At 71.8% G+C, this 13,207-nt stretch carries 14 protein-coding genes; 6 read left to right on the forward strand and 8 right to left on the reverse strand.

Features of this window, described 5'->3' with window-relative positions; translation table 11 throughout:
- Positions 1-105 precede the first annotated feature (105 nt).
- On the reverse strand, positions 106-483 hold the full coding sequence (locus FLX08_RS06325) for a cupin domain-containing protein (RefSeq protein WP_142617245.1): 378 nt from the start codon (positions 481-483) through the stop codon (positions 106-108).
- A gap of 61 nt (positions 484-544) precedes the next feature.
- Between FLX08_RS06325 and FLX08_RS06330 the strand changes: the two genes are divergently transcribed.
- A complete protein-coding gene (locus FLX08_RS06330; protein WP_208761285.1) occupies positions 545-1,012 on the forward strand; it encodes a MarR family winged helix-turn-helix transcriptional regulator in 468 nt (155 codons plus the stop codon).
- A gap of 78 nt (positions 1,013-1,090) precedes the next feature.
- On the opposite strand, the gene FLX08_RS06335 is transcribed toward FLX08_RS06330, so the two are convergent.
- From FLX08_RS06335 to FLX08_RS06345, 3 genes are all read right to left on the reverse strand, one after another.
- The gene (locus FLX08_RS06335; protein WP_142617247.1) at positions 1,091-2,671 is read right to left on the reverse strand and encodes an MFS transporter; all 1,581 of its coding nucleotides are present in this window, start codon (positions 2,669-2,671) and stop codon (positions 1,091-1,093) included.
- Entirely contained in the window at positions 2,668-3,315 is a 648-nt protein-coding gene (locus FLX08_RS06340) for an LppX_LprAFG lipoprotein (RefSeq protein WP_142617248.1), read from the reverse strand. Before FLX08_RS06340 ends, FLX08_RS06335 begins: the two co-directional genes overlap by 4 nt.
- Positions 3,316-3,431: 116 nt before the next feature.
- The gene (locus FLX08_RS06345; RefSeq protein ID WP_142617249.1) at positions 3,432-3,899 is read right to left on the reverse strand and encodes a MarR family winged helix-turn-helix transcriptional regulator; all 468 of its coding nucleotides are present in this window, start codon (positions 3,897-3,899) and stop codon (positions 3,432-3,434) included.
- Positions 3,900-3,937: 38 nt separating this feature from the next.
- Between FLX08_RS06345 and FLX08_RS06350 the strand changes: the two genes are divergently transcribed.
- Positions 3,938-4,879, forward strand: a complete 942-nt coding sequence (locus tag FLX08_RS06350; protein ID WP_142617250.1) for a cation diffusion facilitator family transporter — start codon at positions 3,938-3,940, stop codon at positions 4,877-4,879.
- On the opposite strand, the gene FLX08_RS06355 is transcribed toward FLX08_RS06350, so the two are convergent.
- On the reverse strand, positions 4,859-5,506 hold the full coding sequence (locus FLX08_RS06355; protein WP_142617251.1) for a 4'-phosphopantetheinyl transferase family protein: 648 nt from the start codon (positions 5,504-5,506) through the stop codon (positions 4,859-4,861). The two genes, FLX08_RS06350 and FLX08_RS06355, sit on opposite strands and share 21 nt — an antisense overlap.
- Before the next feature lie 304 nt (positions 5,507-5,810).
- On the opposite strand from FLX08_RS06355, the gene FLX08_RS06360 reads away from it, so the two are divergent.
- Positions 5,811-6,323 (forward strand): hypothetical protein, encoded by a 513-nt coding sequence (locus tag FLX08_RS06360; protein ID WP_208761287.1) that lies wholly within the window; start codon positions 5,811-5,813, stop codon positions 6,321-6,323.
- Positions 6,320-9,409, forward strand: a complete 3,090-nt coding sequence (locus FLX08_RS06365; RefSeq protein WP_142617252.1) for a M48 family metalloprotease — start codon at positions 6,320-6,322, stop codon at positions 9,407-9,409. The genes FLX08_RS06360 and FLX08_RS06365 overlap by 4 nt, the downstream gene beginning before the upstream one ends.
- Positions 9,410-9,488: 79 nt before the next feature.
- On the opposite strand, the gene FLX08_RS06370 is transcribed toward FLX08_RS06365, so the two are convergent.
- Entirely contained in the window at positions 9,489-10,883 is a 1,395-nt protein-coding gene (locus FLX08_RS06370; RefSeq protein WP_142617253.1) for an aminopeptidase P family protein, read from the reverse strand.
- Between the two features lie 165 nt (positions 10,884-11,048).
- Between FLX08_RS06370 and FLX08_RS06375 the strand changes: the two genes are divergently transcribed.
- Both FLX08_RS06375 and FLX08_RS06380 read left to right on the forward strand, forming a co-directional pair.
- Entirely contained in the window at positions 11,049-11,477 is a 429-nt protein-coding gene (locus FLX08_RS06375; RefSeq protein WP_142617254.1) for a CBS domain-containing protein, read from the forward strand.
- A gap of 138 nt (positions 11,478-11,615) precedes the next feature.
- On the forward strand, positions 11,616-11,870 hold the full coding sequence (locus FLX08_RS06380; RefSeq protein ID WP_030509549.1) for a Smr/MutS family protein: 255 nt from the start codon (positions 11,616-11,618) through the stop codon (positions 11,868-11,870).
- Positions 11,871-11,901: 31 nt separating this feature from the next.
- Here FLX08_RS06380 and FLX08_RS43335 read toward each other — a convergent pair whose 3' ends face one another.
- Both FLX08_RS43335 and FLX08_RS06390 read right to left on the reverse strand, forming a co-directional pair.
- Positions 11,902-12,222 (reverse strand): tyrosine-type recombinase/integrase, encoded by a 321-nt coding sequence (locus tag FLX08_RS43335; RefSeq protein ID WP_425280615.1) that lies wholly within the window; start codon positions 12,220-12,222, stop codon positions 11,902-11,904.
- Positions 12,223-12,342: 120 nt separating this feature from the next.
- A complete protein-coding gene (locus FLX08_RS06390) occupies positions 12,343-12,828 on the reverse strand; it encodes a nuclear transport factor 2 family protein (protein ID WP_142617255.1) in 486 nt (161 codons plus the stop codon).
- Positions 12,829-13,207 lie beyond the last annotated feature (379 nt).

A 13,207-nucleotide genomic window follows, 5' to 3' on the forward strand; every position in this document is an offset into this window, starting at 1 on the left:
GGCGGGTTGGTGAGAGCGGGCCGGTTGGTGAGAGCGGGCGGGGTGCCGGACGGATCGCCGGGCGGTCCGCGGGGGAGAGGGGCGAGACAGGGGGATGGCCGGAGGTCAGGCGACCCAGGGCGGCACGCCGTGCACGGTGCCGTCAGGGAGGATGGCCCGGGCCCCGGCGGGGGCGGTGACGACGGCGGTGAAGCCCTCGCCGGCGCCCGCTGTGACGCGCCGCGGGGTCGAGGGCGGCATGACCACGGTGTCGCCGGGCGCGACCGTGAACGTCTCGCCGCCGAGTTCGATGGTTGCGGTGCCGCCGAGGAACGTCCACACCTGCTCGGCGTCGAAGTCGTGCAGGGGCCCGCTGGTCGCGGGGGTGGCCTCGACGCGCCACAAGGCCCTGGTGGCGCCGCCCAGGGTGGGCGAGGCGAAGGTGGTCATGACCCCGGCCGGGGTCTCGGATCTGCGGCTTTGGGCATGGCGGATGACAGACATCCGGGCGTCTCCTAAGATAGACAATGTCGTTGTCGGTAATAGTGAACCAGGTTGTCTATCTGTGTCAATCGACCCGCCCGGCTTCGAGCTGCCCCTGCGGCTCTTCCTGGGGTTTCGCGTTCTCATCGACGAGCTGCACGCCGAGCTGGCCCGGCAGGGGCATCCGCACGCCCGGCCCATGCACGGCTTCGTCATGCAGGCGATCGGCCCGGAGGGCACGACTGCGGTGGAGCTGGGCCGCACGCTGGGCGTCAGCAAACAGGCGGCGGGCAAGACGATCGAGACGCTGGAGCGCATCGGCTACGTGGAGCGTGCCCGCGACCCCCGCGACACGCGCCGCAAGATCGTACGGCTGACGGAGTCCGGGGTGGACGTGCTGGTGCGCTCGGCCCGCATCTTCGACGAGCTGCGGGCGCGCTGGGCCGCCGTCATCGGCGAGGAACGGCTGAGGGAGCTGGAGGCCGACCTGCGCAAGGTGACGCCGCACGACGTCTTCCGTCTCGACGTCCCCGGCTGGTTCGGCCCCTGACCCGGTCCCCGCGCCGGAAGAGGTGTGGGATCAGGCGCGAGACGAGGCCCGGGAACAGGCTCGGGATGAGGTTGGGGGTCAGGTGCGGCGGCGTGGCAGGGCCAGGGAGACGGCCGCGCCGAGCACGCACAACCCGCATGTGATCAGGAAGATCTCGGTGTACTCCGCGTGCAGCGCCGCCTGGACCTTCGCCGTGTAGTCCGCGAGCCTGCGGGCGTACTCGGCCGCCTCCACCCCGAACGGCAGCGGCGTGTCCAGGTGGGCGGTGAGCGACTGGAACCGGTGGAAGCCCCAGGCCGACAGCGCGGCCACGCCCAGCAGCATGCCCATCATCCTGGCCACCACGACCGCCGCCGACGCCACCCCGTGCTGCGCCGCGGGCACCAGGCGCAGCACCGCCGACGAGACCGGGGCGATCACCACGCCGAGGCCGAGGCCGGCCACCACGAGGTCGACGTCCATCCGCGCGCCGGCCGAGGCCAGGTCGAGCGGCCACCGGGAGATCATCCAGTAGCCCACGGCGGCCACCGCCATCCCCGCCACGGCCACCGGGCGCTCGCCGAACCGCCGCACCAGGATCCCGCCGAGGAACGCCGCGACCGCCAGCGCGGCGAGGAACCGGGTGAGCACCAGTGCGCCGCCCACCGCGTCCCTGCCGAGCAGCGTCTGCGCGGCGAGTTGCACGTCGACCAGCGTGACCAGCAGCGCCGCCCCGGCCAGCAGGCTCGCCGCCAGCGTGGCGAGCAGCGGCCTCCTGGGGACGCCCGTCAGGTCGAGCAGGCGGACCGGCGAGCGGATCTCCCACAGCACGAACAGCACGGCCGCGACCGCTCCGGCGGCCACGCACGGCAGTCCCCACGGCGGCAGCACGGCCGTGTCGGGGGAGGGGTTGTAGAGCCCTGCGACCAGCAGGCCGAGAGCCAGCGCGAGCAGGACACCGCCGCCCGCGTCCACCTTCCCCGAGCCCGTCTCGCCCGTTCCCGCGCCTGCCTTGCCGGAGGACGGGCCGTACGGCTCGCGCCCGCCGGGGACGGCCACCTGAACGGCAACGGCGGCCAGCAGCGCGAGCGGGATGTTGACCCAGAAGATGCCGCGCCATCCGGCGAGCGCGGCCAGACCCGCGCCGTACAGCGGGCCGAGCACGCTCCCGAGCTCCTGCGCCGCGCCGACCGCGCCGAGCGCCACCGCCCGGGTGCGCTCGTCCCACAGGTCGCCGATGAGGGCCATGGTGATCGGCAGCAGCGCGCCGCCCGCGACGCCCTGCAGCGTACGGCCCGCGACCAGCGCCGGGACGCCCGCCGCCAGAGCGGTGACCAGGGAACCGGCGGCGAACCCGGCCAGGCAGGCGTGGATCAGCACGCGCCTGCCAAACCGGTCGGACAGGCGGCCGAGCAGCGGCATCGCCGCGACGTAGCCGAGCAGGAACCCGGTCACGACCGGAGTCGCCCGCTCCAGGTGGTTCAGCGGCACGCCGACGTCGGCGGCGACGTCCACGAGCACGGTGACGACGACGTACGCGTCGAGCGCGGCGAGCAGCACGGCGGCCCCGCCGACGCCCAGCGCGAGCCGACGTCGCCGCGCGACGGGCCCGGCAGCCCCGGCCGCCCCGGTCGCGCTGCCGGTGCTGCCGGTGCCGGTGGCGTCGGTGGCGCCGGTCACGATGCGGGCGGGGCGATGGTCACGGGGGCGTCGTAGTCCCCCATGGTCACGGCCACCGAGCCGCCGGTGAGCGGCAGGTCGAGCTTGAGCAGGCGGCTGGTGGCCTTGTCGAGCCAGAGTGTGCCGTTGACCCCCTGCTGCACGCCGGGGACCAGCTTGGCCAGCACCTGCTGCGACAGCGCGGCCGTCACGCGATAGGCGGCGGCGTCGCCGATCTTCTCCTCCGCCTGCGTCCGGACGTCCTGCGCGGTGGACAGCAGGTCGGGTACGCCCGTCAGCACGGCGGAGGGGTCGTACAGCGCGACGAGCTGCTGCCGCGTCATCGTCTGGAAGCCGCCGGTCGGGCCCTTGAAGTAGACCTTGTCGCCGACGAGCACGAACTCGATCTCCTGCAGTCCGGCGATCTCGATCTGCAGGGTGCCCTTGGCGTCGCCCTCCCGGGTGAGGCTGCCCTCGGCATGCCGGACCGGTATGGCGGGCTTGTCCTTGGTCTCGATCATGAAGGCGACCGTCTTGACCGTGCGCATGGAGTCGGCCGAGCGCTTCAGCAGCGCGGGACCGTCAGGCAGGGCAGTCTCGCTCTTCGCGCTGCAGGCGGTCACGAGCAGCAGGCCGGCCACGACGAGCCCGAGGATTGTTCGCACAGCCGGATCGTAGCGACCAGCCGGGGCCGGCACGCGCTCCCGCGGGAAACCGTTTGGCCCGGCCTGTCGGGGGAAGTCGGGGCCGGTGCTAAACCCCGTGCCGTCCCACGGTCTCCTCACCGGGTGCCGCGGACCGCCTGGAGATGGTCGACGATCGGTGTGTAGATCTGGTCGAGCGTGGACACCTGCTCGGGGGTCATCCGATCGATGAAGTGCCGCCGGACGCTCGCCACGTGGTCCGGAGCCACCCGCTGGATCGTCTCCCAGCCGTGGTCGGTCAGCACGGCGAACGTGCCGCGCCGGTCGTCCTCGCAGTTCTGCCGGACCACCAGGCCGGCGGCCTCCATCCGCGAGATCTGGTGGGACAGCCTGCTGCGGGACTGGATCGTCGCGTCGGCCAGCTCGCTCATGCGCATGCGGCGGCCGGGACTCTCCGAGAGGTTCACGAGGATCTCGTAGTCGTTCAGCGACAGCCCGGTGCCCTGCAGCTCCCGGTCGAGCTGGTGGAAGAGCAGGCGGTGGGCGGCCAGATGGGCCCGCCAGGCGCGCTGCTCCTGCGGGGTGAGCCAATGAGGGGCTTCCATGACGACCAGCATAAGATCACTTGCACGAATGGAGCGGAATGGCCGACAGCGAGAACGGTGAGAGCCTCGGCACAGTCGTGGTCGCGGGCGCGGCCAACCTCGCCATCGCGCTGGCCAAGCTGGTCGCCGGCCTGATGAGCTCCTCCTCGGCGATGCTGTCGGAGGCGGCGCACTCCGCGGCAGACACGGCCACCGAGGTGGTGCTGTTCGCCGCGATCCGGCACGGCGAGCGCCCCGCCGACTCCCGCCATCCGTTCGGCCACGGCCGGGCCGCCTACCTGTGGGCGATCGTGGCGGCCTGCTTCACGCTGGTCGTGGGGGCCGGGTTCTCGCTCACGCACGGCTGGCACACCATCACCGCCGGGGAGAGCCTGGGCGACGTCGGCGTGTCGTACGTCGTGCTCGGGGCGTCCTTCGCGATCGAGTCGGTCTCCCTCTGGAAGGCGCTGCGGCAGCTTCGCGGCGAGGCGCGCCGCTGGCGGGTGAGCCCCGGGCGGCTGTTGCGGCGCACCTCCGACACCGTGCTCAAGGCCGTCGTGCTGGAGGACTCCGCCGCGCTGATCGGCATCGCCACGGCCGGCGTCGGCCTGCTGCTGTCGCAGCTCACCGGATCGGCCGTGTGGGACGGCGCCGCGTCGATCGTCATCGGGTTGCTGCTGCTCGGCGTGGCGCTGACCCTGATCAGGACCAACGCCTCGCTGCTCATCGGCCAGGCCGCGCCGCGCGGGCTGCAGGAGGAGATCCGCGGCGAGCTGGCCGCCCAGCCGGAGGTCGAGGCCGTCGTCGAGCTGGTCACCGTCATGATGGGGCCCGGCCAGGTCATGGTCGCGGCGAAGGTCGACTTCCGCGACGAGACGTCCGGGCAGCGGCTGGAGCTCGCCTCCGACCAGGTGGAGCGCCGGCTCACCGAGCGGTTCCCGGAGATCCGGCAGGTCTTCCTCGACCCCACCCCGGGACGGTCAGCCGCCAAGGAGGCGTAGCTTGGCGGGCTCGTCGGTGACCGCCGAGGCGATCACCGTGCCGGCCGTCCACTCGATGAAGTGACGGCCCTGCCATTCCAGCGGGCCCGTCAGCCCGTCATCGAGCGGCAGGGCCGACAGGTCAGCCTCGCGCAGCCGGTCGAGCGTGAGCTCTCCCCGCTTGACCAGCGCCTCCTTGCGCACCCACTGCCGGATCAGCCCGCGGTTGTCGTCGCCGACCAGCTTCGCCTCCGCGGGGGTCAGCGCGAGCTCCACCAGCCTCTCGTCGGCCGGGCCGTACGTGGCGTGCTCGGCGTCCACGCCCACCCGCCCGAGCCCGGCGACCGCGCAGACATAGCCCGACGTGTGCGCCAGGCTGATCGACACCTCGGGGGCCTCGGCCAGCCAGGGCCGTCCGTGGGCCTGCCCGCAGGTCTCGCAGCGCTGCGCCACGGTCAGCATGCAGGCGCGGGTGCCGAGCAGCTCCGCGGCGCAGTGCCGTACGAGCAGGTGGGCGGCGACGAAGTCGAGGCGGTCCCGCTTGCGGGTGAAGCGCTCGGCGCGCTCGCGCTCGGCCTCGGTGAGAGTGCCGGCGACCATGTCCAGCACGTCGGCGGTGTGGCCGGCCACGGCCAGTGGGGGGCGCACGAGGCCACTGTAGGGGAGCGATGTGACGATCACGTGAACTGGGCCCCACCATCCCGGGTGCGCCGACCTGGCCGGGACGGGCCGCGGCCGGACGCGCGCGGCTCTGCTAGCGGCTCGTGCGGGAGTGACCCGCCCATCCGGAGGACCCGGCGCAGGGACGCGGTGTCCGCTGCCGCCCGATCTCCTGGGCGCCGCCCCGTGTCCGGATAGCGGCATGCGTGACGATCAGTGCTTGTAGCATCACGCTCAGGGGCCGACTCCGAAGTCATCGAAACTTCCACCACTTCCACCCGGGGACGTGACGTTGAACACACAGTCCGATTGCTCCACCGAGGTTCTGCTCCGCGATGTCGTACGGAAGGTCGTGGCCGACTGCGCGCCGGAGGAAACGGTCGTGGTCGAGGGGCTGCTGCGCTACAGCGACGCCGAGGTGCCGGCCCGGCTGCGCCGGCGCAGGCACGGGCGTGACCCGCTCGGCTTCGGACTCGACGACGTCGTTCCGCTGGTGACGCCACTGCTGTGGCTGACGCTGGAAAGCGCCCGGCAGAAGCTGACCGACGCGGCCGTGGACCAGGCGGCGCGCGGGTCGGTGTCACTGTGGCGGCGCATCCGGCGCCGGAAGGCGGAGCCCGCGACCATCCCTCCGCTCACCCGCGAGCAGCAGGCGCTGGTGAAGCGGATGGTCCTCGACGCGGCCGCAGAGGCCGGGCTGTCGGAAAGCCGGGCCAAGCGGATCGCCGACGGCGTCGTCGCCGGCCTGGCGCTGGCCGAGCCCGGGGAGTTCCACGGTGATGCCGATGTGAGGGAGACGCGGTGACCGCCGTCGAGCCTGGCCGGGCCAGGCTCGACGAACGGATACTCGGCGCCGGCACGAACTCCCGCTTCGCGCTTCTGCTGCTGCTGATCGTCACCGCCGGCGGTTACATGCCGATGTCGGTGCTGTCCGCGCTCCGCCTCGGCGGCTACGCGGACTGCGTGCTGGCGGCCGGCATCGACTACTCCGCGTACACGCTGACGGCGGCGACCCGCCTGACGGGGCAGGCACTGGCGTTTTTCCCCTGCGCGGCCCGGCATGCACCACCCCCACCGGTGTGGCAGATCCTGGCCGGGCCCGCGGTGGTCGTCGCCACCACGGCGGCGGCCACACTCCTGCTGCCGCTGTGGAAGCAGCGTCGCGGCCGCTGCATCCGTCTGGATCGTGTTCCCGGCGGCACCGAGATCGCCGCGCGGGTCGAGGAACTGGCCGCGGGCCGCGTCGCGCGGGTGCCGGAACTGTTCATGGCGCCGGCAACGACCAGCAGGAGCGCCTCGGTGTTCGGCACCGACGGCCGCCCCCGGCTGCTCCTGAACGGCGGACTGGTCGCCTGCCGCACCGCCGACCCGCGGACGTTCGACGCCGTCGTCCTGCACGAGCTCGCCCACGTGGCCAACCGGGATCTCACGATCACCTACGCCACCGTCGCCCTGTGGCGGACGTTCATCGTGCTGATCGTCATCCCCTACCTGCTGTGGTGGTCGGGACTGTGGGCGATCGGCATCGCGACCGGCGTCGGATCGACGGTCGCCGCCTCGGTCACGCATTATCTGGCCGTTCCCGTGATCATCGCCGTCGTGGTCCACTTCGTCCGTGCGGACGTGCTGCGCAGCAGGGAGCTGTACGCCGACCTGACGGCCGGCCGCTGGGGTGCGCCGCTTGAGCACGTCTGGGCCGCGCCGGCCGCGCCGGTTGGGCCAAGTGCGTCGCCCGCGCCGCCCACGCCGCTCACGCCGCTCACATCGGCCGCGCCGGTCGAGCCAGGTGCGCCGCACGTGCCTCCCGCGCCGGCTGAGCGCGGGCGTCTGCACCGGCTGGCGAGCGTCCTGCTGGACCAGGTGCGGACCCACCCGAGGCGGGAGATCCGCCGCGCCGCCCTCGACGATCCGGCACCGCTCTTCACGGTGAGTTCACCGTTGATGTTCCTGATCGGCGCCGGCGCCACACTGATGAACTTCCACCTGCTGGGGCACGTCGAGCCGCGCGTCGCCGACCTGAGTGACTGGCTCGGGCAGGGCCTCGCCACCGTTCCGGCGGCCGTGGTCGCGGCGGCCGTCACGGCGGTGCTGTGGCGGGCGGTGGTCCGTGCCGCCGTGCTGGGCCGGCCGGCTCCCAGCGGAGTGCGGGCCGGGCTGTGGCTGGGCCTGGGGCTGATCTGCGGATCGCTGGTCAACGGCCAGACCACCGGAGGGACGTGGCTGCCCGGCAGGGTGTGGGTGCTGACGCTGGTCGTGGCCGCCGCGGTCGCCGTGACGTGCTGGACCTCCCAGTGCGCGCGCCTCGCGGCCACATCCTGGCCGGGCCGGTCGCTGCGATGGCCGCTGGCGCTGTGCCTGATCTCAGGCTGGCTGATCCTCTCGGCGTGGTTCTGCTGGTGGAACTTCTACGGCGCGATGTACGCCGGCGGATTCTGGTACGACCCGGAGGGCCTGCGATGGAGCACCGCGAACTGGTTTCCCGGCGCGGGCACCGCGCGCCCGGACACGACCGCCGTCATGGCTCCGATGATCGCGGTGCTGCGATACGCGGCGTACCGGCCGCTGACCCCTGCCGCCGCGGTCGTGGCCTGGGTCACGCCTTTCGCCCTGTGGGCCGCGGGCACCGTCCGACACGGACCCGGCCGGCTCCGCTCGCCGTACGCCGCCCTCGGAAGCCGCGAGGCGACGGACACCGTCGCTCCCGTGACACGGCCGGTGCCCGCGCTGCGACAGGCCGTCGCGCCCGCACTGGTGGGAGCGGTGATCGCGGCCGCCGGTGTCGCCGGAATCCAGGCATGGCTGCACACCCTGCACGCCGCACCGGGACAACGCGGCGGCATGTACGCCTTCAGCTATGCGATCTGGTCACTGTGGGCGATCGCCGCCGGCACACTGGTCGCCGCCCTGATCGCGGCGGCCTCGGCCCGTTTCCGGCTGCCGGCCGCGCTCGTCGCCGCGGGGGCCGCCGCGATCCTGGGCCTGGCCGCCGCGACCGCGCTCATCTCCGTCGACGGATGCGTCCAGCCGCTGAGCGTCCTCAACAACAGCTGCGCCTGGCGTCCCGCCTGGCGGCAGCTGGAGGCCGGTAACACCTTCGGCCTCGTCGCGCACAGTGCGCTACTGCTGGCGCCGGTCGTCGCGGTGGCGGCCACGGCACTGGCGGCCCTGTGCCGCCTCGCCTGGTCGGCGATCCCGAACGCCCGCGTCCCGGCGTCCCAGCCGGTCGCGGCCACCGCCCGCGCCAGGCCGGGAAGACGCTACGCCACAGCGCTGCCGGCGGCCGGTCTGCCGTGTGCGGCTCTCGCGACCGCCGCCGTTCTGATGGCGGGCGACGCCGAGGCGCAGTTCTCGACGCAGGCGCAGCTCACCACGGTCGGTGCGCAGGCCACCTTTCAACGGACGGCGGGCCTGCCGGTCCTGCCGGCCTCGCAGGACATGCGCAGGCGGCAGGTCATCGCCTGGTATCGGCTCGGCGGCCGATATCTCCTCGATCACGCCCTCCGCATCGGCAAGTCCGTGACGGCAGTGCTCGACTCGGCCGAGCGTGACGATCTCCCGGAGGACACGGCCGATGTCATGGTCAGAATGCGACCGCTGTGCCAGGCCATGATCAACCTGGCGTCGCGGGAACCGGTCTACTTCCAGGTCCCCGACCCGATGGCACAGAAGTCCTGGCACCGGTTCGGGGAGGACATCAGGAAGGCGGGGCCCGCGTGCGTCCGGGCCGTCGACCGCGCGGACGTCGACGCGTTCCGGGTGTCCGTGATCGGCCTCATGGCCGGGTCCATCAGTGCGATGTCCACCTCGGCCATGATCGATTTGATCATCGGCGATTCCGCCGACCCCGTTTACAAGGGCGAGCCGGCGGAGCCGCCTCAGCCGCGTCTATGAGGTACGGATCGGCGACACGCCTCCGACCGGCTTCCGGTCCGGGCGGCGGGCCCGGACCGGAAGCCCGGATCGGGGTCGCTCACCCGGCCAGGGCGGCCATCCACGCCTCGATCTCGTCGGCGCGGCGGGGCAGCGCGGCCGACATCAGGCGGGCGCCGTCGGCCGTGATCACGAGGTCGTCCTCGATGCGGACGCCGATCCCGCGCAGCTCCGGCGGCAGCGTCAGGTCGTCGGGCTGGAGGTAGAGCCCCGGCTCCACGGTCAGCACCTGACCCTCCTCCAGCACGCCGTCCAGGTAGGTCTCCGCCCGCGCCCGGGCGCAGTCGTGCACGTCGAGGCCCAGCATGTGGCCGCTGCTGCACAGGGTGTAGCGCCGGTGCAGGCCCGCGTCGGCCTGCGATTTCGTCAGCAGGCCCCACTCGCGCAGCCCGTCGGAGATCACCCGCATGGCGGTCTCATGGAACTCGCGGAAGCGCGCCCCCGGCCGCAGCACCGCGATGGCGGCCGTCTGCGCCTCGTAGACCAGGTCGTAGACCTGCCGCTGCACAGGGCTGAACCGGCCCGACAGCGGCAGCGTGCGGGTGACGTCGGCCGTGTAGAGGTTGTCGCCCTCGACGCCGGCGTCCAGCAGCAGCATCTCGGCGGGGTCGAGCCGCCCGTCGTTGCGGATCCAGTGCAGCACGCAGGCGTGCGCTCCGGAGGCCACGATCGACTGGTAGCCCACCGCGTTGCCCTCCAGCCGCGAGCGCAGGCCGAAGACGCCCTCGACGTACCGCTCGCCGCGCGGGTGCGCGAGGGCCGCGGGCAGCGCGCGCACGACGTCCTCGAACCCGCGCGCGGTCGCGTCCACCGCCTGCTGCAGCTCCGCGATCTCCCATTCGTCCTTGACCAGCCGCAGCTCCGACAGGACCGCGGCCAGCTCGGCGTCGCGGTCGTCGCCGGAGGGGGAGACGAGCGCGTCTACGGAGGCGTCCACCCCGCGCAGCACGCGCGCGGGTCCATTCAGCGCGGCCGGCAGCGTGCCGATGTGCGCGCACTCGATCTGGTACGCCGCCTCGGCCTCCGCGAGGTCGAATCGGCGGCCCACCCAGAACTCGCCGTACCGCCGGTCGCGGTAGAACTCCTGCGACTCGGCACGGGACGGGCGGGGATGCAGGAACAGCCGCGCCTCACCGGAGGGCTCGATCACCAGGACGTCGTCCGGCTGCTGGCCGCCGGTCAGGTAGGCGAACGCGCTGTGCGTGCGGAACCGGTGGTCGTCGTCGTTGCTGCGGGCCCGCAGCGTGCCCGAGGGGATGACGAGCCGCTCGCCCGGCAGCCGTTCGGTGAGCCGTGCCCGCCGCTTGGCCGCGTACGCGGCGCCCGGCAGCGGCGCCACGTCCTCGTGCGTGTCGGCCCAGCCGTCGCGCATGAACTCCGCGAGCGCTTCTGAGATCGGGAGATCATGGCTCCCGGTGTTGAGTTTCTCGGCCATCCTCTGCCCCCAGGGTGCGGTGATATTTCGCCATCGTAGGGGTGGAGGCCCTTGACGAGGTACGACGACCGCTGTTGCCTGGGGAAACAGGATTTCGCCGCTCCGGCCGGCCGGCGGGAGCGGAAGCGGGGACAGTCCCCCAGGTGCCCCTGAGAGGTGGTGTCGATGCTCATCGGGACGATCTTGCAGAGCAAGGGAACAGGTGTGGCGACCGTTCCGCCGCACGCCACGGTGTCGGAGCTTCTCGCCCGGCTGGCCGAGCTCAACATCGGCGCGGTCGTGGTTTCCGAGGACGGTCTGACCATCGCGGGCATCGTGTCGGAGCGCGACGTCGTACGGCGGCTAAACGAGCACGGCGCCGCGCTGCTCACCATGCCCGTCTCGTCGATCATGACGGCGGAGGTGCGCACCTGCGGCCCGGACACCAACGTCGACGAGCTGCGCCGCACCATGACCAACCACCGGATCAGGCACGTGCCCGTCGTCCGCGACGGCCGTCTGGCCGGCATCGTCAGCATCGGCGACGTCGTCAAGACCTCGATCCAGGAGCTGGAGAGCGAGAAGGAGGCCCTGGTCGGCTACATCAACGGCTGACCCGCCCCCGCCGGTGTGGGGCGCGGTGACCCGCCTCGCCCCGCGTCCCTGTCGCGCGCCCCGCGTTCCCCATTCGGCGTCCGCTTTCCGCGTCCCGCACCCGCATTCCGCGGCGGGCGGCGACTTAGACTCGCTTGCGTGAAGCTGAAGCTTGACCTCCACGACATCTACAACAAGGGCAGCGAGATCGACAAGGCGCTGCACGGCATCATCCAGGAGGCCGTACGCAAGAAGGCGACCCAGGTGGAGATCATCCCGGGCAAGGGGTCCGGCCAGCTCAAGAAGAAGGTGCTGCGCTTCCTGGAGCAGAAGGAGATCAAGGCGCTCTACCACCGGATCGACAAGGATTCCAAGAACCACGGCCGCCTGTTCGTCTACTTCCAGTGGAAGTAGCGGCACCGGGCGTCGTCTAGCAGGGTGAACGTCATCTCGATCTTCCCGAGGGCACAACCAGGGCACTCGGCCCGGTCTGCTCTTGCGTGAAGAACGCGTCCATAGCCTTGCGCGCCCGGTCGGCTGCGTTCGGCGTCAGGCAGGTGTACGTCCGGAGCGTGAACCCAGGGTCAGAGTGACCGAGGTACTCAGCGACCGTGCGAATGTCGACCCCGGCACCGAGCCACGCCGACGCCGCAGTGCGCCGCAACACATGGCACACGTGGTCGCGGTGAGACTTTCGGCGCTCTCCCTTTTGCCGGCCCGCTGCCGCTTCGCGATCGGGTCGATGGCAGACGGGATGGACGGGCAAGGTGCGGCGTGAACGCCTACCAAGGTCGCGATGAACGGCTGCGCCGAGGCACGACCTCGGCCGGCGTCTGGTTCGACCGGAGATCAGGCGCGCGATCCCGCGATCACCGGCAACCGCATTTCAGTGGTCGACCTCGCTCGATGGGCGCAGCGCGGTCAGGAGGCTTTCGAGCTGGCCCCATGCCCGCGCGCTGGCAATGTGATCGATGTAATCGCGGGACTCGACGATGAGCCCGTCGCGAATACGGAGAACGAAGACACAGGGCACGGTGAACGCCTCTCCTGTCTCCTCCACGTGCCCCTGGTAAGCGAATTCGGCGACGATCACCTCCGGATCAGCGGTGTCGTGGATGATGATGTTGACCGGCTTACGATTCAGTGTCCGGGCAAACGGCGGCGGCGCGGTGAAGTGCTCGTGCAGTTCGCTGCGGCTCAGCAGCGGCGGCGCGTTGAGCGGGTGAAACGGGTGGGTGACATGGGTCTGTTCGGCATAGAGGTCGGCCAGATTTTCGTACGGCCCTTCGCAGACCCCATTCACCAGGCGGAGAAACACGTCACGCGGGCTACTGCGGCCATCGCCGCCGTCTGGATCAACTCGGGAATCCATGGGCCTCACCTTATCGATTTCCACCTTGACAGCTACCCACACCGGCACGCCGCCCGCCGCTGCTGGACTGGGGCAAGCACAATGAGGGCACACGGCATCATGATCAGCGGCGAAACGACGAGAACCACCGGGACGACCGTTGCAGGTCATCAAAATGGTTCTTAGGGTTGCCGCAGGTCAGAGCGGCGCTCAATCACTGTCACCCGAAGTAGAGGTGTCTTACGTCATGTGAACCACCTGGCGATCCGGCCGGGGACGCACCCGCAGCAGACGGCGTCCCTCAGAACGCGGGCCGGAGGGGCCGGCCGGGGCTCGGCGGAAGATTTTCCCGGGCCGTGTCGATCCGGGGGCCGCTCGTTCGACGTAGGGGTGCGAGGGA

It is taken from the genome of Microbispora hainanensis (genome assembly GCF_006874475.1).
GTDB lineage: Bacteria > Actinomycetota > Actinomycetes > Streptosporangiales > Streptosporangiaceae > Microbispora > Microbispora hainanensis.

Excerpts from the sequence above, each read along its gene's own strand:
- FLX08_RS06325 (WP_142617245.1), bottom strand. The coding sequence starts at position 483 with ATGTCTGTCATCCGCCATGCCCAAAGCCGCAGATCCGAGACCCCGGCC.
- FLX08_RS06345 (WP_142617249.1), bottom strand. The coding sequence starts at position 3,899 with ATGGAAGCCCCTCATTGGCTCACCCCGCAGGAGCAGCGCGCCTGGCGG.
- FLX08_RS06350 (WP_142617250.1), top strand. The coding sequence starts at position 3,938 with ATGGCCGACAGCGAGAACGGTGAGAGCCTCGGCACAGTCGTGGTCGCG.
- FLX08_RS06370 (WP_142617253.1), bottom strand. The coding sequence starts at position 10,883 with ATGGCCGAGAAACTCAACACCGGGAGCCATGATCTCCCGATCTCAGAA.
- FLX08_RS06375 (WP_142617254.1), top strand. The coding sequence starts at position 11,049 with ATGCTCATCGGGACGATCTTGCAGAGCAAGGGAACAGGTGTGGCGACC.
- FLX08_RS06390 (WP_142617255.1), bottom strand. The coding sequence starts at position 12,828 with ATGGATTCCCGAGTTGATCCAGACGGCGGCGATGGCCGCAGTAGCCCG.